This is a genomic window from Parasphingorhabdus sp. (genome assembly GCF_036963805.1).
In the GTDB taxonomy this organism is placed as follows: domain Bacteria; phylum Pseudomonadota; class Alphaproteobacteria; order Sphingomonadales; family Sphingomonadaceae; genus Parasphingorhabdus.
This window is the reverse complement of record NZ_JBALUN010000002.1, coordinates 650,036-667,951: the sequence shown is the minus strand read 5'-3', so window position 1 is coordinate 667,951 and position 17,916 is coordinate 650,036. Positions and strand designations below refer to the sequence as shown.

At 51.5% G+C, this 17,916-nt stretch carries 20 protein-coding genes; 5 read left to right on the top strand and 15 right to left on the bottom strand.

Annotated features, from left to right (window positions below; genetic code table 11):
- Nucleotide 1: 1 nt before the first annotated feature.
- The 10 genes from fliN to fliE are packed head-to-tail and all read right to left on the bottom strand — an operon-like array spanning nucleotide 2 to nucleotide 8,599.
- Complete coding sequence (fliN, locus tag V7676_RS09905; protein ID WP_335659521.1) at nucleotides 2–337, bottom strand: flagellar motor switch protein FliN; 336 nt, start codon at nucleotides 335–337, stop codon at nucleotides 2–4.
- A complete protein-coding gene (locus tag V7676_RS09900) occupies nucleotides 334–1,221 on the bottom strand; it encodes a FliM/FliN family flagellar motor switch protein (protein ID WP_335659520.1) in 888 nt (295 codons plus the stop codon). Before V7676_RS09900 ends, fliN begins: the two co-directional genes overlap by 4 nt.
- Complete coding sequence (locus V7676_RS09895; RefSeq protein ID WP_335659519.1) at nucleotides 1,221–1,805, bottom strand: flagellar basal body-associated FliL family protein; 585 nt, start codon at nucleotides 1,803–1,805, stop codon at nucleotides 1,221–1,223. Before V7676_RS09895 ends, V7676_RS09900 begins: the two co-directional genes overlap by 1 nt.
- Before the next feature lie 29 nt (nucleotides 1,806–1,834).
- Nucleotides 1,835–3,064 carry a flagellar hook-length control protein FliK gene (locus V7676_RS09890; RefSeq protein WP_335659518.1) on the bottom strand — a complete coding sequence of 410 codons (1,230 nt, stop codon included), beginning with the start codon at nucleotides 3,062–3,064 and terminating at the stop codon, nucleotides 1,835–1,837.
- Nucleotides 3,061–3,498 carry a hypothetical protein gene (locus V7676_RS09885; RefSeq protein WP_335659517.1) on the bottom strand — a complete coding sequence of 146 codons (438 nt, stop codon included), beginning with the start codon at nucleotides 3,496–3,498 and terminating at the stop codon, nucleotides 3,061–3,063. The genes V7676_RS09890 and V7676_RS09885 overlap by 4 nt, the downstream gene beginning before the upstream one ends.
- Nucleotides 3,495–4,826: a FliI/YscN family ATPase gene (locus tag V7676_RS09880; protein ID WP_335659516.1), complete on the bottom strand. Its 1,332-nt coding sequence runs from the start codon at nucleotides 4,824–4,826 to the stop codon at nucleotides 3,495–3,497. Before V7676_RS09880 ends, V7676_RS09885 begins: the two co-directional genes overlap by 4 nt.
- The gene (locus tag V7676_RS09875) at nucleotides 4,820–5,473 is read right to left on the bottom strand and encodes a hypothetical protein (protein WP_335659515.1); all 654 of its coding nucleotides are present in this window, start codon (nucleotides 5,471–5,473) and stop codon (nucleotides 4,820–4,822) included. The genes V7676_RS09880 and V7676_RS09875 overlap by 7 nt, the downstream gene beginning before the upstream one ends.
- A complete protein-coding gene (gene fliG, locus V7676_RS09870; RefSeq protein ID WP_335659514.1) occupies nucleotides 5,460–6,545 on the bottom strand; it encodes a flagellar motor switch protein FliG in 1,086 nt (361 codons plus the stop codon). Before fliG ends, V7676_RS09875 begins: the two co-directional genes overlap by 14 nt.
- Nucleotides 6,538–8,265, bottom strand: coding sequence for a flagellar basal-body MS-ring/collar protein FliF (fliF, locus tag V7676_RS09865; protein ID WP_335659513.1), 1,728 nt, complete (start codon nucleotides 8,263–8,265; stop codon nucleotides 6,538–6,540). The genes fliG and fliF overlap by 8 nt, the downstream gene beginning before the upstream one ends.
- A 1-nt stretch (nucleotide 8,266) precedes the next feature.
- A complete protein-coding gene (fliE, locus tag V7676_RS09860; RefSeq protein WP_335659512.1) occupies nucleotides 8,267–8,599 on the bottom strand; it encodes a flagellar hook-basal body complex protein FliE in 333 nt (110 codons plus the stop codon).
- 619 nt (nucleotides 8,600–9,218) lie between these two features.
- On the opposite strand from fliE, the gene V7676_RS09855 reads away from it, so the two are divergent.
- Both V7676_RS09855 and glpK read left to right on the top strand, forming a co-directional pair.
- Entirely contained in the window at nucleotides 9,219–10,034 is an 816-nt protein-coding gene (locus V7676_RS09855; protein WP_335659511.1) for a flagellin N-terminal helical domain-containing protein, read from the top strand.
- Nucleotides 10,035–10,196: 162 nt separating this feature from the next.
- Nucleotides 10,197–11,669 carry a glycerol kinase GlpK gene (gene glpK, locus V7676_RS09850; protein ID WP_335659510.1) on the top strand — a complete coding sequence of 491 codons (1,473 nt, stop codon included), beginning with the start codon at nucleotides 10,197–10,199 and terminating at the stop codon, nucleotides 11,667–11,669.
- Nucleotides 11,670–11,680: 11 nt separating this feature from the next.
- Here glpK and V7676_RS09845 read toward each other — a convergent pair whose 3' ends face one another.
- The 4 genes from V7676_RS09845 to petA all read right to left on the bottom strand — a co-directional run bounded on the left by V7676_RS09845 (nucleotide 11,681) and on the right by petA (nucleotide 15,012).
- Nucleotides 11,681–12,094, bottom strand: a complete 414-nt coding sequence (locus tag V7676_RS09845; protein ID WP_335659509.1) for a PilZ domain-containing protein — start codon at nucleotides 12,092–12,094, stop codon at nucleotides 11,681–11,683.
- Between the two features lie 180 nt (nucleotides 12,095–12,274).
- Nucleotides 12,275–13,129, bottom strand: coding sequence for a cytochrome c1 (locus V7676_RS09840; protein WP_335659508.1), 855 nt, complete (start codon nucleotides 13,127–13,129; stop codon nucleotides 12,275–12,277).
- An 18-nt stretch (nucleotides 13,130–13,147) separates the two neighbouring features.
- On the bottom strand, nucleotides 13,148–14,419 hold the full coding sequence (locus tag V7676_RS09835; protein ID WP_335659507.1) for a cytochrome b: 1,272 nt from the start codon (nucleotides 14,417–14,419) through the stop codon (nucleotides 13,148–13,150).
- 11 nt (nucleotides 14,420–14,430) lie between these two features.
- Complete coding sequence (gene petA, locus V7676_RS09830) at nucleotides 14,431–15,012, bottom strand: ubiquinol-cytochrome c reductase iron-sulfur subunit (RefSeq protein WP_335659506.1); 582 nt, start codon at nucleotides 15,010–15,012, stop codon at nucleotides 14,431–14,433.
- Nucleotides 15,013–15,185: 173 nt separating this feature from the next.
- Here petA and V7676_RS09825 point away from each other — a divergent pair, with 173 nt between their 5' ends.
- From V7676_RS09825 to V7676_RS09815, 3 genes are read left to right on the top strand one after another with little or no spacing between them, the layout of a single operon-like run.
- Complete coding sequence (locus tag V7676_RS09825) at nucleotides 15,186–15,644, top strand: tRNA (cytidine(34)-2'-O)-methyltransferase (RefSeq protein WP_335659505.1); 459 nt, start codon at nucleotides 15,186–15,188, stop codon at nucleotides 15,642–15,644.
- The gene (hemF, locus tag V7676_RS09820; protein WP_335659504.1) at nucleotides 15,641–16,525 is read left to right on the top strand and encodes an oxygen-dependent coproporphyrinogen oxidase; all 885 of its coding nucleotides are present in this window, start codon (nucleotides 15,641–15,643) and stop codon (nucleotides 16,523–16,525) included. Before V7676_RS09825 ends, hemF begins: the two co-directional genes overlap by 4 nt.
- An 8-nt stretch (nucleotides 16,526–16,533) precedes the next feature.
- A complete protein-coding gene (locus V7676_RS09815) occupies nucleotides 16,534–17,121 on the top strand; it encodes a GNAT family N-acetyltransferase (protein ID WP_335659503.1) in 588 nt (195 codons plus the stop codon).
- Between the two features lie 5 nt (nucleotides 17,122–17,126).
- Here V7676_RS09815 and V7676_RS09810 read toward each other — a convergent pair whose 3' ends face one another.
- Complete coding sequence (locus V7676_RS09810) at nucleotides 17,127–17,879, bottom strand: hypothetical protein (RefSeq protein ID WP_335659502.1); 753 nt, start codon at nucleotides 17,877–17,879, stop codon at nucleotides 17,127–17,129.
- Nucleotides 17,880–17,916: the final 37 nt, after the last annotated feature.

Here is a 17,916-nt window from a genome sequence, read left to right as displayed (position 1 = left end):
ATCATCGTCTTTCCACAGCTGGATAAGCCATGTCTTGATCGGCCAGTTCCGCGATACGGACGCCGAAGCGGCCATCAATAGTAACGACCTCCCCCTTGGCAACCAAAGTGCCATTGACCTTGATGTCGAGCAGGTCGTCGGACTGCCTGTCGAGCTCGACAACTTCGCCCTCATGAAAAGCCATAATATCCGCAAGACGGCGGGACACCGAGCCCACTTCGACGGAAAGCCTGACCGGAATGTCGGATAATAGCCGGAAATTATTGTTCTCGGGATCAGGCCCCTGCTTGGCCGGTTTGATGTCTTTTGCCGTTGGCGCTGCTTTGGAGTCACTCATCGCGCGTTCCTTCGTTCCATATGGTCTATCTTAAATGCGGCACAGCCGTTTTTCTCACCCAAAGTGCCGGTCGCGAATTTATGATTGGCAACAAACAGGGGCGGCTTTGCCCACGGTGTGATCGGGATAATATCACCCGGCTTCATCGCGAATACTTCCGGCAATCGCATGGTTGGCTGCGCTAATATTGTGCGCAGAGGTAGATGGATTTGTTGCAGCGCACGGGACCATTGCTGCTGCCATTGCGGATCGGATATTGCAGGTATCTCGGCATTGCCGTTTTGGATTAACTCGATCAGACTGTCTGAGGCTTCTGCTGAATAGACAAGTTCAACAGGCCATGCGTTATCTGCATCCATCACGATCCGGAACGGCTGACACATGACCTGTTCATTGGCCTTAAAGCCGGTGACATATGACGGGCTGGTTTCATGCCCTAACATCGCCGATTTCATCAAACCAAGATCCGACAAATGAGCGCAAAACTGTTCCACAACCGATTGTACAAGCCGTTCTATCAGCTGCCATTCAGTCTCCCAGAAACCATTTTTCAGGCGCTTCACTCCGGGGCAAAGAGCGCCGCCGAAATAGAGATTGACCAGGCTGTTGATCATCGATTCTTCCATATGCAAAATGATTGACCCGCGCAGCGGCAATAGCCGGAAAACCGATAGGCTGGATAAGGGCCCCAGAGCCTGCGCCCACTGCGAGTAGGTCTTGAACCCGATTGGTTTCGCACTGGCCTTCGCCGCCTGCCCGATCACCTGTTCAATAGCCGTTTCGATACGCACAACAAACCGGTCTGATATCCGTTGCAGGGGCGACATATCAGCCGGACGATGGGCAGTTTTTTCTGCAAAACTATGAGGCTTTATCTTCGGCATTATTGCACCACAAAGCTGGTGAAATAAACATTATTCACGCCGCCAAAGCCAGTCTTTTCATCAAGCACTTTATTAATCGCATCGGTCAATAATTGTTGCAGATTTTCCTTGCCCTGATGCGTGGCCAGCGCTTCCATTTCCTGATCTGCTAAGGTGAGCAAAATGGCGGACCTAAGGGCCGTCTCATGCTCCTTGATATTTTCCAGCACCCGCTCGTCATAATAAGTGGTGATAGAAAGAGAGATCTGCGCGAAATGGTTGCTGTTTTTCAAGTTGGATGTGAAGGGAGTTTTAACGGGATAATAGCTTGCCTGAAGCGCCGTTTCCGCAACATTGGGGTTTTGTGTTTCACCCGTCAGCCCCGCCAAAGTCGTAGCAATGGCATCGGCCTCTTTTGACACGAGTTGGGGCTTGTTTAAATCAGCTTCGGTCTCTTTATCCTTATGGATACCGCCAGCCGCGAAATAACCGGCAGCAGCTCCGCCACCACCTAGCGTCATCAGTAGTAATATCCCAACCGACAATTTTTTTATCCGCCCACGCTTTTTCGGACTCTCGACTATGGAAGCCAAATCTTCAGCCATTTACATTCTCCAATATTCTATGTGCTGGTTCAGGCGTATCGCGCGCCGGTTTCGCCGCGATTTTCCGCAGCCTCGTTTTTCGCAGATAAACTCTGTTGCGGCGAATGCTCCTGAAAATAATTGTTTCGATCCCGCCCCGATTCCGTCCCGCGCTCCTGTGCGCCCGAACCGCGCTGGTCCGAATGCGTCCCCGCATTATCGTGCAGAGCGACATCGACCCGCGCCAGTTTCATTCCCGACAACCGGATGTCATGCTCCAGCCGGACCTGCGATCCGATGATCCATGTCTTTGCATTTTCGCTCTCGGTTTCCAGTCGGACTATGTCTCCGGTTGGATCGGTTGAAATCTCCACATGCAACTTACCCAGATGCTGCGGTTTTAACTGGAAGGTCAGCGTCGATTTATCGCCTGATATTTGTCCCAAGTCCTGAACCAATCGGGAAACCCATTGCGGGTCTTCCTCGACATTCAAGACAGGAGTCGTAGAAGTTGTGGGCGCTGAGTTCGCCAAGACTGTTATGGGCGGAGCTGCCAGTGGCACCATATTCACGGTTGGCGCGGCCGCTGATATTGGCGCAACGTCACCGGTGGGTCGCGCTTGGGAAATCTGTTGGGGCGCTTCAGAAGATGGCACGCGCCCTTCCACCGAACCGCTTGCCCTCTCCGGCACTTTTTCGTTTGGCCGCGAAAATACAACTTCCGAATTCTCCTCGTCAACGGTCGCGATTGCCTTTTCCTGAATTGGTCGAAAAGCATCCTTGTCCAGACGATCTGGGGAAGGCAGCATGGGTAGCTGCGCCTTGCCGTTCATCACCGGACCGGCTTTCACACCGTCCACCTGTAAGGGCTCTGCCCCTATTTCCGCGGCTATGACACCGCGTGAAATCATATTGGACTTTTGGGTGGCTTCATCAGAAGGCGGCGTTTCTTCTGTCTGTGGTTCCATATTCTGGGGCCAAACCACCCCGATAAATTCCGCGTTTTCGGCTATGGGAATTTCAATTCCGTCGGACTTTGGAAACCCGATCTGAAATGGCTCCGATTCGATTGTCTCCAATTCGGATATCTCCGGCTTCTCTTCGTCTGAATCCGGGCTATCGGAAATGGCGGCTTCTATCTCGTCACCCTCCATAGATGCGAAAGCATCCACAAAATCCGATATAAACTGATCACCTGTAATCAAGCCCGACATGCTTTCCAAAGGCTGCTTGATGGGACTAGAATCGATAGGCAATGCCAAATGAATAATGCTATTCATAGCATAATTCCTTTCCTCAATTTTTGCCCCGGACGAACATGGTTCAAAAATCCAAACCGTTTCCCGGGATCGCCGTTTTCTGCCTGTTTTTTTGCTTTTCGGAAATCCTGCTCCACCCGCTCCACCCTTCGCGCGGTTAAGCGAGCCGCCGACTGCAACCGGATGGCCGCCTGCCGGCCTTGCACAATTTTGACTTGTTGAAGACCCGCAAGCCGGATCAAACGATGCCCAAATTCAAGCTTCGCGGACAGCAATGCTGCGTGCATAGCGCCTCGGTTTTCCAGCATTTGGTCCGCCATCACATCAAGCTGGTCCCGTGATATTTCCAGCCTCGCGATATTTTTTTCCGCACCCAGATAGTCACGCTGCGCCAATTTTTGCTGCAATTTACAAATGTTCAAAAGCCGCTTTTGGCTGTCTATATTCTTGCTCATTCGCCAAACTCCTGCACAAGGTTTTGGATCGAAACGCCAAGGCCGATTTTCTCGTCTACCTGTTGTTTTAGAAAACATAGCTGGTCAGCGCGTCTCACAATGGCCTGATCCAGATGTTCATCGCTTCCGGCGCGATAGGCACCCATAGTAATCAGATCGCGATTTTCCGCGTAACGGCTCCACAAGGACCGGAAATTTTGCAGCGCTATCGCATGCTGCCCCCCGATAATATCCTGCGCTACCCGGCTAACGGATTTCCCGATATCTATGGCTGGAAACACACCCTGCTCGGCCAATTCTCTCGACAATATAATATGCCCATCTGCAATGGCGCGCGCGGCATCGACGATCGGATCGTCAAGATCATCGCCGTCGGCAAGCACCGTGTAAAAGGCTGTGATAAAACCACCCGTTTCCGAGTCCGGTCCGGCACGCTCCAAAAGCTGCGGGATCAATGCAATCGCGCTGGGAGGATAGCCTTTTGCAGTCGGTGGCTCTCCAGCGGCGAGCCCAATTTCTCGCTGGGCATGCGCAATGCGGGTCAAGCTGTCGATCATCAGCAAAACGCTTTTGCCCTGGCTTCGAAAATATTCCGCAATGGCAGCCGCACGCCGCGCCGCTTTTATCCGCAATATCGGGCTATGATCTGCGGGAACGGCCACCGTGATCATTTTGCCTGCTATTCCGACATCCTGACTCGCGGCAACAAAATCGCTCAGTTCACGGGCCCGTTCGCCAATTAATCCGACCACGATAATATCCGCCTGCGTGCCGGATACAAGCTGCCGCATCAACACGGTTTTCCCGACGCCAGATCCAGCGATCAACGCGACGCGCTGCCCACATCCGATGGGAAGAAGGGCGTTAATCGCCTGAACCCCGACATCCAACGGCTCGGTGATCCGGCCTCTATGGAGAATATTGGCCTTTTTGCCCGACAGCGGCCATTGAGCGCCAGAACCTACTGGCCCCTTGCCATCAAGTGGATGTCCCAAGGGATCAATGATCCGCCCGACCAGCATCGGACCAACATCCACTTGCGCGCTATCCAATCTAGGCTTCACGACAGCATCCATCCGTATTGCGGCATGTTCGTCAAACGGGGCAAGCGTCGTCATGCCGCCGTCAAAACCGACCACTTCCGCACCGATGTCTCGCCCATCTGCCAACGTTATGGCTGCACCGAAGCCAATCGGATAATCAAATCCGCTCACATGGATTAAACCGGCGGAACAAGCCTTCACTCTTCCCCATTTTTCGGGGGCCGCGGTAATTGTTCCGGTCTCGATCAATATCCGGGAAAGCCGATCGTAATCCAAATTTAACATGATGGATTCCCCGCCGATATAATCCGACTTTCCAACGCTTGCACCATAGGCAGGCTACCGGATATAATTTGCCCCGAAGGATAGACGAGCTGCACAGCACCGGGGAGTAATTCAGATGTGGCTATGATCGGGATATCGCAATCATAGCCCTGCAATATTTTGGCATCGCTTTCGGCGACATGCAGGCAGGCTCCAACAGTGTCCCCTTTCAGCATATCCAACGCGGCTTGGCATCTCTGCTCCAGAAATATTCTGTCAATTTTTGCGTTGCCAACGGCCTCTTGAAACAGGGACAAGACCGCTTCCAAAAGCTTTTTTGTGAGCATTTTATCGTCGCTGGTTTTCAACCGGTTTAGGGCTTCAGCCAAGCCATCTTCCCGTTGCAGATGTTCGTCCGCGTGGACCATCGCTGCCTGCTGTCCGTTGAGATAGCCTTGTGTATAAGCATCGGATATTCTCTGGTTTAACGCGTCATCGGGTGACGCAATATTCTCATCCCTATCATCCGGTTCTATCGCATTTGTTCTAAGCTCCAAATTCGCAGTATATTTGGGAAGGAAACCCGTATCCTCAAACCGGAAAGGGCTGGGTATGAAAACGGATATGCTATCATCCAGCGGTGAGAACCCTTGGTTAGACAAATTCATCACCCTGTCCTCCCAACACTATTTTGCCCTCTTCCGCCAATATCCGCGCCTGAGCGACGATATCCTTTTGGGCAGCAATCACATCTTCTTTTGAGACTGGGGCCATTTCGGCAATTTCATCCTGTATCGATTGCGCCGCGCGTTTTGACATGCAACTGAACATCTTCACGGCAAGATCCGCAGTCGCGCCCTTTAGTGCCAAAACAAGCATGGCATTGTCGATGGACCGAATAATCGTACCCAGACTTTTATCTTCGAGATCAATAAGGTCCGTAAAGACAAACATCTCTTCTTCGATGACCCGCGCAATGGCTTTATCGCGTTTCGCCAATGCTTTAATGATGCGCCGCTCGGCCTGTTTTTCGACATTATTCATGATCGCTGCGGCTTCGCTTGTCCCGCCTGTTTTCGGACAGATCACGACGTCCGGCTTTTGCACCTGACGGGATAATAAGGTTTCGATATCTGCAAAGGCAGCCGCCGGGATAGAACCCATGGTAGCGACGCGAAAAATAACATCATCCTGAATATCGACAGGCAGCCGCTGAAGCGTATCACCGGCCATTTCCGGGTCGAGAAAGGATAGAACCACCGCCATCATCTGGGGATGTTCCTCGGCAATCATTGTCGCTATTTCATCGGCCGACATCCATTTAAGCTGGTCAAATTGAACATGTTCCTTTTGCGGGATAATCCGCGAAAGCATGGTCGCAGCGCGATTGGTCCCCAGCGCCTTGTCGAACATGCCCTTGATCTGCCGGTCTGCGCGATAGCCGATTGTCGTACGGCTGCGGGCTCTTTCGACGAAACGATCAAAGACCAGATTCACATCTTCTTCGCTGACATTGCGGATCGCAAACATCGCTTCGCCCAGGCTTTGCACTTCTGCGGGCTGGAGCCTTGTTAGTATATCCGCGGCTTCGTCTTCTCCGAAAATCATCAATAATATCGCGGCCGTTTCGCGGCCCGACAGATGTTCGTCGACGCTAGATTCAACAACAAGCAAAGCGTTTTTTGCTGTTCCATTATTAGGCACGGTATTAGCCCCATTATCGGTCACGCCATCAACCATTGACGGGCTCCGCATCCAACGGCGCGTCGGCCAGCAATTCTTGCACGGTCAGCGCGGCATGGTCGGGATTTTGCCGGACAAAATTCTGGATGAGCGCCGCGCGCTCTGAATAGCCGTTTGCCGAACTGATCATATCGAGGGAGACCGGGCGAACCGGCTCTTTGCCAACTACGCCGGACCGACCAATTTCCTGATCAATATCGGATGCCAGCCCCGATGCTGCTCCGCTGGACAGCTTTGCCCGGTCAGAGCGAATTTTCTTCAACAAGGGTCGACCCATTCCGAAGATCAAAGCCAGCGCAACCAACAGCGCCGATAGATTGCGGACGAGCAATGAAACCCATCTAGCTTCCCACCAGTTTTCCACAGTTTCTTCCACAGTTATGAATTCGCGCGCCTCAATCGCCACGACGTCGCCTCGTACCGCCTGAAACCCCACAGCACCCTTTACCAGTGCCGCAATGGCTGCCAGCTCTTCCTTCGAACGCTGTTTTTTTCCCATAGGAGAGCGCAGCGCAACGGCGACCGACAATCGGCTGAGCGAGCCGGATGGTTCTTTCGTCACCGATATTTCGCTGCCTAATTTAAACTGGCGGGCAAAATTCTCTGACGTCCGGCTGCTATTCTTTTTCTCTTCCTGACCATCATTACCATTAAATTCGTCGCTCAACGTTGCGTCTTCTGGCGGGCGGTTAGCCAAAGCGCCGGGAATGCCATAGCTTGCTTTCTCGCCGGGTTCGTTCGACCAGCTTCCTTCTTCTGACCCGATCCGCGCATCTTTCTCGGGAAAGCTTTCCCGGGTTGCCTGATTTTCGGAAAAATCAATGTCGGCCGTCACTTCAGTGGTAAAATTATCAGCCCCTAACATGGGGGTCAGCAAAGATACGATCGTACGGCGATAGCGGTCCTCGATCCGGGATTGCACCATCAGATGCTGCTCCGCCTGATCTGTAGAACTATTACCGCCAGTGCCTGACATCAACCGTCCGTTCTGGTCCACGATGCTAACGGCATCGGGCGAAAGGCCGGGGACAGAACTTGCCACGAGATGGGTGATCGATTGTACCTGTGCGTCCGAGAGAATTTGTCCGCCAACGAGGTTGAGCATAACCGACGCGGACGGCTGTGACCGGTCTCGCACAAATATGCTGGGTGCTTCGACTGCAAGATGCACGCGGGCCGAAATGACCGTATCTATGGCCTCTATTGTACGGGCCAAATCCAGTTCCCGTGCGCTGCGCAATTTTTCATTTTCTACTGCCCGGCTCGCTCCCATCGGCATGGCGGAAATAAGGCTGTCTCCATCCGGTGCCGATTTGGGCAGGCCTTGCGCCGACAGGGATAATTTGGCCTGATGATAATCATCTTCCGAAACCGTCAGCGCGCCCGTTGCGTTATCAATATTATAACCGATATTTGCCTGTTGAAGTGCCTCGGCAACGGCGGCCTTGTCGGAATCAGGCAAAGCGCGGAATAAATCACGCTGGGGCGGTTCGCGCAGTGCCAACCACAAGCTACCCGCAAGCACCGCGACAGCAAGCAAGCCCAACAAGGGAAGCGCACGTACAACCGCCGGTTGCCGGACCGCTGCACGCAAACGGTTACGCCAATTGGCATTGGCGACAAAATCCTGCTTGGTGCCATGCATAGGGATTGCGGGCGTTAGATCGCGTATGGGTTCGCTGACCTGCTGATCTGCGGTGAGGCTCAGTTCGTTCATATCAGACCGGCATGGTCATGATGTCTTGATAGGCGTTCATCAGCTTGTTCCGGACTTGCAGTGTCAGCTCGAAACCGAGTGACGCCTTTTGCTTGGCCATCATCACGCCCGCAATATCGTTGGTTTTTCCCATCGTATAATCCCGGGCGAAATCTCCGGCGGCATGCTGTGTTTCGCTGATCTGGGCAAAGGCCGATGCCAATGCAGCACCAAATTCGGGTTGTGGCGGGGCGACATTATTGACGGCAATAGATGCCGCTTTTTTAAGCGCCTCGTTTTGCGCGATTATATTCTCGCGCATCGCCATGACTTGGGAGCTATTGATGATATTCATGCGCTTTTCCTATCGGTCAATTCCGCTGCACATTGTTCCGGCACCGGTGGGGTTAGTAGTAAACCCGGATCAATGCGCAGCGGGTGACCATTGCTCTCCCGGACCAGACGGGAGGAACGCGAAATAGGGTTAATGATAGACTCGCGACATTTGGCCCCATTGCCTCCACGTTTAATATCCGCACCTGTGTGGGAATAAATTTGGCGCGCATATTGTCCCGTAGACACAATGGGTAACCGAAGACATCCCAGCCAATTTTTAATTGGCCTAAGACCTGTCCGGCGAACATCGCTTGATAATATTTTGGTCATCATCTTCCCCAATTTCTGGTCCTGAAAAGCCGCGTAAATAAAGGGAGATCGCGGCTCATCTTACAGTTCGCAAATGCTGTGCCAGTTTAGGGAATTTTATATTTTCTATATTTTTCAGTTAGTTACATATCGTGGATCTATAGAGAGCCAATTTTCTGACTCGGGTTCGCCAAATCACTGACGCACCGCCATTTTAATGGCGCGCCAAATTCTCCGCTAAACCAATTCCGACCCAATCCGTTTTTGTGGGATGAGACCGCCACCGTCCGTTTCGTTGGTGACTCATTCGCTTTTGAAAGGAAGAATATATGACAATTATCGGAACCAATGTTGCCGCAATGCGCACCAACCATGCTGCCAATCAAGCGGACGCAAGCCTAGCGCGATCAATCGAACGTTTATCAACGGGTCGCCGTATCAACAGCGCCAGCGATGATGCTGCGGGCCTTGCCATCTCCACACGAATGACATCCGATATTCGCGGACTCAACATGGCGACCCGCAATGCCAATGATGGTATATCACTGACCCAGACCGCCGAAAGCGCCATGGGTGAGATTAACAACATGCTGCAACGTATGCGTGAATTGTCTGTCCAGTCTGCCAACGGAACGCTTTCAGCGGGGGATCGCACCAATCTGCAAACCGAAGTAACCGCTCTTATTGCCCAGATTGGTGATGTTGCATCGCGGACAGAATTTAATAATGTCGCTTTACTGGATGGCAGTTCCCCTACTGTCAATATCCAGACAGGTTCCGCTGCCGGTGAAACCGTCGTTATCACTTTGACCGATGTTACGGCAGCCACTTTAGGCGTCGATACGCTTGATATTAGCACGGAAGCAGGGGCTACTGCGGCTCTAACGGCGCTCGACACCGCGATGGATACGGTAACCACCGCGCAGGCGGCTTTGGGTTCCTCGCAAAACCGGTTGAAGACGACAGTAGCCAATTTGACGAGCCGCGTGACCAACATCACGGAATCGCGTTCGCGCATTGAAGATGTCGATTTCTCTGGCGAAACCACCGCGCTCGCCAAGGCCCAGATATTGAGTCAGGCGTCCACCGCGATGCTCGCGCAGGCCAACCAGTCTCAACAAGGTGTCCTTAGTTTGATCCGCTAAGCATCTGGTCCTGCTTTTCGAGGTCAAAAGACTCCCGGCGCGTATCAGCTCCCACTGCTGGCGCCGGGGGTTATCTATATCTGCACAAAGCCTCCACTCCGCTTTCGCTTGCCTTTTGAAGGCGATAAATTAGCGTGTACAAGCTCAAAGGAGTGGGATCATATGGCCGCGCAACATATTTTGGTGATTGACGAAGGTACGACATCAACACGTGCGATACTTTTTGGTTTCGATGGAAAACTGCAAGCATCACAACAAGAGGAATTGCAGCAATTTTATCCCGCTGCCGGTCTCGTCGAACATGACGCAACAGAGATTTGGGACAAGACCCTGCGCTGCTGCCGAAAGATAATCGAAAAAGCGGGTGGTGCAGAAAAAATTGCCGCCATTGGCATTACCAACCAGCGGGAAACCGTCGTTGTCTGGGACAAACGCACCGGCGAACCGTTGAGCAAGGCCATTGTCTGGCAGGATCGCCGCACAGCTCCGATGTGCGATAATTTAAGGGCCCAAGGGCTGGAGCCGATGGTTCAAGCCAAAACCGGTCTATTACTCGACCCCTATTTCTCCGGCAGTAAGATAGGATGGATGTTGGAGAACGTACCGGAGGCTGCTGCGGCCGGTGACAATCTGGCCTTCGGAACAATTGAATCCTATCTTATTTTTCGCCTCACGGGTGGGCATCATATCACCGATGCCAGCAATGCCAGTCGCACCATGTTGGTGACCTTGGACGGGAATAATTGGGATGATGAGCTATTGGGCCTGTTCAAAATTCCGCGCAAGACATTGCCCACTATCGTCGATTGCGCGGGAGATTTAGGTAAGACGTCAGCGGCTTTATTCGGCACCGCTATCGCCATTTGTGGGTCCGCCGGAGATCAGCAGGCCGCAACTATCGGGCAAGGTTGCCTAACCGTCGGTCAAACCAAAGCCACTTTCGGCACGGGCGCGTTTATCCTGACCAATAGCGGAGCCACACCGCCACGATCAAACCATCGCCTGCTTTCCACCATATTATATCAATTAGATGGCAAGCGTATTTATGCACTGGAAGGGGCGGTCTTTGTTGCAGGCAGCCTGATACAATGGCTGCGTGATGATGTCGGCTTGATCACCTATGCCGGTGAAAGCGAAGAACTAGCGCGGTCAGTCGAGGATAATGGTGGGGTCTATCTCGTTCCTGCCCTGTCAGGATTGGGCGCTCCACACTGGAAAGCAGATGCAACAGCGACAATTTCCGGTCTCAGCTTCTCCGCGACTAAAGCGCATATCGTGCGCGCAGCGCTAGAGGCAATGGCACATCAATGCCATGATCTGAAAACGGCTTTTTCCGCAGATGGTACGGACTGGCAAAGCCTACGGATTGACGGAGGCATGGTCGCCAATGATTGGATGGTACAGGACCTTGCCGACATATTGGAGATACCCGTCGAACGGCCCGAATTTTTCGAAACGACTGCACTGGGGGCTGCTATGCTCGCCGCCGTTGGTTCTGGAATATATGACACGCTGGAAGATGCGTCGGTGATGATATCGGGGCTAGAAATTTATCATACCACAATGATAAATTCACAACGCGAGACCCGTTTAGCCGGATGGAAGAAGGCTGTGGAAGGGGTCTTGGATAGCTGAGCAAGCCGCAGCTATTTTCTGTTGAAGCCAGGCCGTTTAGTGGACACCGCCCTGTCAAATCCTATCCATACATGACCATTGTCTTTTTTCGAGAGAAAATGTCCTTTGCGATTTTCCGATCCAAAATTGAATTGATCAATATCAATGGGTTGATCAAATTGCAGGCCGAATTCTTTATCCGTTACCCAGCGCACCGTCCCACGGACTTTCCCGTAGCCTTCCTTCGTCACCGCGATGGATTGCCCGCGCTGCAACTTTACTGGTGAAGTGGCGCGGATTCCGAATGTGGAGATATTGCGGATAAATGAATCATGCGGCCCGGTATTATCAACAAACAATGTTATCTTGACGAGTTTGCGTATCCGCGGCTCCCGAAAGACAGCTTGGTCTTGTTCAATATCCTTTTGGTCAAGTGTGTCATTCATTTTGGCGGTCCGATTTCCTTAGCTCACCATCTAATAACGGGAAATTTCCCCGAATATTAAGGCTCGCTGGCTAACCGACCGCCAATCGACATATGTCGCTCCACTTTCAAATCCACGACCTGCAGACAAAAAAAGGCCCACCAAATGGCGGGCCTTTCAAAATCTATATATGTGAAGCGCTTACGCTTCTTTTTTCTTTTTCTCTGCTTTCACATCCGCCCAGATTGTCTTGTAAGACAAGAACCCAAGGATTGTTGCAATCAACAGGAAAGCCAGAACAGCCCAACCGGTTTGCTTCTGTTTGATCAGCGAAGGTTCGGCGGTCCAGATCAGGAATGCAGAAACATCCTCAGCCATCTGGGGCACAGTCGCCTTTGTACCGTCTGAATAGCTCACTTGATCAGTACCGGTAAGCGGAGGGGCCATCGCAAGGTTCAGGTTCGCAAAATAAGGATTATAATGCAGTCCTGTTCCAGGACGATTTGCTTCGGGCAAATTCGCAGGCGGGTCGCTGTAACCGGAAACCAGCGAATAAACATAAGCTGCGCCGCCTTCCCGTGCTTTGGTGATCAGCGAAAGATCAGGCGGAATAGCATTATTATTAGCTGCACCTGCCGCAACATCATTGGCGAAAGGCTTAGGAAACTTGTCCGCAGGAATAGGAGGACGAGTTGCCGCTTCACCGGTGTCTGGATCAATCGATGGAGATTCAATCGACCAATTTGCGGCAATGGCCTTCACTTCATCTTCGTTATAGCCAAGCTCTTCCAAGTTGCGGAAGGAAACCAAACGAATGGAGTGGCAGGCAGAACAAACTTCTTTGAAAACCTGAAAACCACGTTGCAGCTGTTGTTTGTCAAATTTCCCAAAAGGACCATCACTCTTGAATGATACCTCTTTAGCCTCTTTGTGAAATTCATGTTCGACAGTTTCGACGGGCGGATTGGAAATATACTCCACTGCGCCCCGTCCAAATGAATAGAACAGCATTCCAGCAAAGAACAGCCCAATCAATATTCCGAAAAATCTTACCATTACTCAGATCCCTGTTTCTTAGCTGGCTTGTTTTAGTGGTTTGCCGGTCACCGATTCGGTGATCGAATTCGGCAACGGCTCTGGTTTTTCCAACCGAGAAAGCAATGGCAATATGATCAGGAAGTGCGCGAAATAATAGCCGCCCGCAAACTGACCCAGCATCACAAAAGGCTCTTCTGCCGGTGCGCCGCCGCAATAACCAAGAATGGCGACACATGGGATAAGACCGAACCAGAAGAACTTCTTGAACCGAGGACGATAATCACCGGACCGAACGGGTGATTGGTCCAGCCAAGGCAGGAAGAACCATACCAATATGGCAGAGAACATCGCCAGCACGCCCAGCAATTTCGCTGGAATGAAGAAGAAGTCAAAGGTGAAGGCGCGCAAGATTGCGTACCATGGCCAGAAATACCATTCCGGAACAATATGAGCCGGTGTGGAAAGTGGGTTAGCGGGTATATAGTTATCCGCATGACCCAGAGCATTTGGCATGAAGAACATTAGGGCGGTGAAGAACATTAACGCAAGGCCAATGAACCAGCCATCTTTCGCTGTATAGAAAGGATGGAAAGGCACGGTGTCCTGTGGTCCTTTCACATTCACGCCGGTTGGATTGCTCGATCCCGGAATATGCAGCGCCCAGATATGCATGATGATGACACCAGCAATAACGAACGGCAACAGATAGTGGAGTGAAAAAAACCGGTTCAAAGCCGCGTTATCCGGTGCAAAACCACCAAGTAACAATTCCTGGATCGGCTTACCGACCACCGGTATTGCCTCAAACAGCCCGGTAATCACCTTCGCGCCCCAGAAGCTCATCTGTCCCCAAGGGAGAACATAACCCATGAATGCAGTCGCCATGGCGAGGAGATAAATAACCACGCCTAGCAGCCAGATCATCTCACGAGGCGCTTTATACGAGCCATAATATAGCCCGCGTCCGATATGGAGATAAATGGCGATAAAGAAGAAGCTTGCACCGTTGGCGTGAGCATAACGGATCATCCAGCCACTATTGACGTCGCGCATGATATGCTCGACCGAATCAAAAGCGATGTTCGCATTGGCAGCATAATGCATCGCCAAAATGATACCGGTAACGATCTGGACCACCAAGAAAACGCCAGCAAGCGAGCCGAAGTTCCACATATAGTTCAAGTTACGGGGTGTCGGATAACCAGCACCAAGGCTGTTATAGACCATACGGCCTATTGGAAGTCTGTCATCCATCCACTGACCAAATTCAGTGGTTGGTTTATATTGATTTGCCCAAGGAAAACTCATTATTCTTGCCCCTACCCGATTTTCACGACGGTATCTGTGAGGAAACTATATTCCGGTACTGCTAAATTGGCTGGTGCCGGCCCTTTACGAGCACGTCCTGCCGTATCATAGTGCGAACCATGGCATGGGCAGAAATAGCCGCCAAATTCACCCTTAACTTCGCCCTGAGCGGCACCAAGCGGCACACAGCCCAAATGGGTACAAACACCCAGCGTAATCAGCCAGTTTTCTTTGCCTGGCTGTGTCCGTTCCGCTAGCGTCTGCGGATCACGAAGGCTTGATATGTCGACTTTATTAGCAGCGTTAATTTCTGCAGTCGTAAGGTTGCGAATGAAAATCGGCTGCTTGCGCCAGCTGGTTTTAATCGCCTGCCCCGGTTCGATTCCGGAAATATCAACTTCAATCGATGACAGCGCCAGAACGTCGGCGCTGGGGTTCATCTGATTCACCAGAGGAAAGACGGTAGCTACGATGCCGACGCCGCCGAAGCTCACTGCTGCTATATTAATGAAATCTCGACGACGAACGCCACCAATTTCAGGTTCCGAAACAGCGGAATCACTCGGTTCAACTGCGGTATCAACACTTGCCATGCAAACCTGCCCTTAAGTTTGTTTAGTATCCCTGTCTGCCAGATCGAACCTAATCTCTCAATCAGTTTCAAACAGCAGCAATTTGCGCGCCTGATAGCCGCGAAGACTATGGTTTGCCAACAGTCAATTTTTGATTGACCGAACATTATAAACAACGCCATGCTGGAGACCTGATGAGAGTAGCCCTGTACCAACCCGATATAGCCGGAAATTTAGGAACGATTTTAAGGACATGCGCGTGCTTTGACATAGCTGTTGATATCATCGAGCCTTGTGGATTTCCATTTAGCGATCGCAGCCTGAAACGCGCAGGAATGGACTATTTTGACCATGTCGATTTCACGCGGCATACAGACTGGGACGCATTTTTAACTTTTGTTGATTCCCAATCGAGCAGGATCATATTGTTGAGCAGCAAGGCCGAAACAGCTTATCATGAATTTATATTCGAACCGGATGACATATTGTTATTTGGATCAGAAAGTTCAGGCGTGCCCCTTGATGTCAATCAACGCGCCGACGAGCGAATCACTATAAAGATGAAAAACGGCATGCGTTCATTGAACCTTGCTGTTTCTGCAGGCATGGCGCTCGGCGAAGCGCTCAAACAAACGGGACAATTTTCCAAATGACGGCACAGCCTCCGATCCGCAAAAATGACAATCCTCTCGATGACCAACAATCATGCGCACAGACATGGTTCGCTAAATTGCGCGACGATATATGCGCTGAGTTTGAGGCAATTGAAGCCGAAGCGGGTAGTGATGCACGTTTTGATTACCTACCATGGGACCGGAAAAATCCGGATGATAGCCCTGGCGGCGGCGGCGTTCGCGGCCTGATTAACGGCAAAGTTTTTGAAAAAGCGGGCGTTAATATCTCGACGGTCGATGGGACCTTTAGCGAGGAATTCGCCAAATCGATTCACGGAGCCGCTGAAAATCCGCATTTTTTCGCAACAGGTATTAGCCTCGTCGCCCATATGGCGAACCCCCACGTGCCCGCGGTACATATGAACACCCGATTTTTATGCACCACTAAGCGCTGGTTTGGCGGAGGTGCCGATCTTAACCCGCCCATCCCCTATGAAGAAGATACAGCAGAATTTCATGCCCGCCTGCAACAGGCCTGTGATTCGCATGATCCAGACTATCACGCCAAATATAAGAAATGGGCCGATGACTATTTTTATATCCCCCACCGGCAAGTTCATCGCGGCGTCGGCGGCATTTTTTACGATCATCTTGAGCTCGAGTCGGATAGTAGTTTTGACAAGCATTTTGCCTTTACGCAGGACGTTGGGCGGGCATTTCTGGACGTTTTCCCGAAACTGGTCCGGCGGCGGATGGGATTGCCCTGGACCGATGATGAAAAAGAGCAGCAACTGGTCTGGCGTGGCCGCTATGCGGAGTTTAATCTTGTCTATGATCGCGGCACCACTTTCGGTTTGAAAACCGGCGGTAATGTGGATGCGATATTGATGAGCCTGCCTCCAGAAGCGAAATGGACATAATAGGAGGCATGACCGAGATAGATGTCCCTAATGGCAATCTTGCTGTGGTCATCACCCATTTTGAAATGCTACAGAAGCCATCTGGTTTCGAAGATTCCTCGCACTTGACCTTTACGACCTGGGAACACCCGAATCTGAACGAATATCGGGCATTATTTCATACCGTCGGTGATGATTGGCTGTGGTTCGGGCGCCTAATGCAAACGGATGGCGAGCTGGAAGCCGCACTTTATGATGATGCAACCGAGATATTCAAAGTCAAAGACGATGAAGACACTGTCGGATTTGTCGAGCTGAGTTTCCGTGATCCGGAACATTGTGAAATAGCCTATTTTGGTTTAATACCGGCAATGAACGGCAAAGGTTTGGGCCGTTCCGTAATGGCTGAAGCACTCAAACGCGCGTGGCGACCGGGCGTCAAACGGGTGTGGCTGCATAGTTGTACTAATGATTCTCAGCGCGCACCCGCTTTTTATCAAAATGTCGGCTTCGTCGCCTATAAGCGCCAAATTGATATCCATCCGGACCCGCGTCTGAGCGGCCACCTGCCCATGGATGCGGGACGCCATATTCCGATTATTCCGCCGTTTAGCTGAATATCTCAGCGGAAAACTTCGTCGACTTCCGAACCTTTTCCGGTTAGTTCATAATAAATGGACGCGATAATCACCGTAATCAAAACCTGCACAGCCGCACCGCCTAGTGCAGAAACCAGATTATCGATCAGCGGCCACCCTGCCCCGCCGGTGGCAAGGCCGGTTACGACTCCGACGATCATCTGGATAACGGCCACGGTTATGGCGCTGAGAATCGCGATCATGAGGACAAGCAAAAGAATCGAAAAACCATTGCCTATTGTATTATTCCAGCTTTCCTTAAGCGCTGTGATCGGATTTCTTTCGCCATGGTCTGCAATGATAATCGGTACCAAGATCAAACGGCAGGCGACATAAAGGCCGGGGATGATCAACAGCATCAAGCCCGCAAATGTCACCAAACCAGTAAGAATATTCGCAACCAAAAAGATCAGGAAGAGGCGCCGCGCGGTACCTAAATTCTCCGCCACCGTCCCGTTATGCGACGGAGCGACCGTCAAAAAAATCGCGAAGCCGCCAAAGCTGATCAGCAGGTTAGACAAAATGACCGGCACAGCATTTTCCGAGAAAAATGTGGAGTAAGCGGCTGTGATCGCATTTAAATCTGCGGCCCCTTCCAAAGGAGGTTGTCCGACAAATTGCGCCATTAACAAAGTAGGCAGAAACACGAAAACCCCCACTATAGCCAGAATCGCTTCCTTGTGGTCACGCAAAATTACCATCGCGCCGTTCCAGCATTCCATATAATTAAGCTTCATTCACCTGACTTTCGGGTTTGGATTTCATTATGCGCAC

Coding starts and splice junctions, on each gene's coding strand:
- V7676_RS09880 (WP_335659516.1), bottom strand. CDS start 4,826: ATGTTAAATTTGGATTACGATCGGCTTTCCCGGATATTGATCGAGACC.
- petA (WP_335659506.1), bottom strand. CDS start 15,012: ATGGCAAGTGTTGATACCGCAGTTGAACCGAGTGATTCCGCTGTTTCG.
- hemF (WP_335659504.1), top strand. CDS start 15,641: ATGACGGCACAGCCTCCGATCCGCAAAAATGACAATCCTCTCGATGAC.
- V7676_RS09845 (WP_335659509.1), bottom strand. CDS start 12,094: ATGAATGACACACTTGACCAAAAGGATATTGAACAAGACCAAGCTGTC.
- V7676_RS09810 (WP_335659502.1), bottom strand. CDS start 17,879: ATGAAGCTTAATTATATGGAATGCTGGAACGGCGCGATGGTAATTTTG.
- V7676_RS09875 (WP_335659515.1), bottom strand. CDS start 5,473: ATGAATTTGTCTAACCAAGGGTTCTCACCGCTGGATGATAGCATATCC.
- fliE (WP_335659512.1), bottom strand. CDS start 8,599: ATGAATATCATCAATAGCTCCCAAGTCATGGCGATGCGCGAGAATATA.
- V7676_RS09825 (WP_335659505.1), top strand. CDS start 15,186: ATGAGAGTAGCCCTGTACCAACCCGATATAGCCGGAAATTTAGGAACG.
- V7676_RS09900 (WP_335659520.1), bottom strand. CDS start 1,221: ATGCCGAAGATAAAGCCTCATAGTTTTGCAGAAAAAACTGCCCATCGT.
- V7676_RS09815 (WP_335659503.1), top strand. CDS start 16,534: ATGACCGAGATAGATGTCCCTAATGGCAATCTTGCTGTGGTCATCACC.
- fliG (WP_335659514.1), bottom strand. CDS start 6,545: ATGGTTGATGGCGTGACCGATAATGGGGCTAATACCGTGCCTAATAAT.
- V7676_RS09885 (WP_335659517.1), bottom strand. CDS start 3,498: ATGAGCAAGAATATAGACAGCCAAAAGCGGCTTTTGAACATTTGTAAA.
- V7676_RS09855 (WP_335659511.1), top strand. CDS start 9,219: ATGACAATTATCGGAACCAATGTTGCCGCAATGCGCACCAACCATGCT.
- V7676_RS09890 (WP_335659518.1), bottom strand. CDS start 3,064: ATGAATAGCATTATTCATTTGGCATTGCCTATCGATTCTAGTCCCATC.
- V7676_RS09835 (WP_335659507.1), bottom strand. CDS start 14,419: ATGAGTTTTCCTTGGGCAAATCAATATAAACCAACCACTGAATTTGGT.
- glpK (WP_335659510.1), top strand. CDS start 10,197: ATGGCCGCGCAACATATTTTGGTGATTGACGAAGGTACGACATCAACA.
- fliN (WP_335659521.1), bottom strand. CDS start 337: ATGAGTGACTCCAAAGCAGCGCCAACGGCAAAAGACATCAAACCGGCC.
- V7676_RS09840 (WP_335659508.1), bottom strand. CDS start 13,129: ATGGTAAGATTTTTCGGAATATTGATTGGGCTGTTCTTTGCTGGAATG.
- V7676_RS09895 (WP_335659519.1), bottom strand. CDS start 1,805: ATGGCTGAAGATTTGGCTTCCATAGTCGAGAGTCCGAAAAAGCGTGGG.
- fliF (WP_335659513.1), bottom strand. CDS start 8,265: ATGAACGAACTGAGCCTCACCGCAGATCAGCAGGTCAGCGAACCCATA.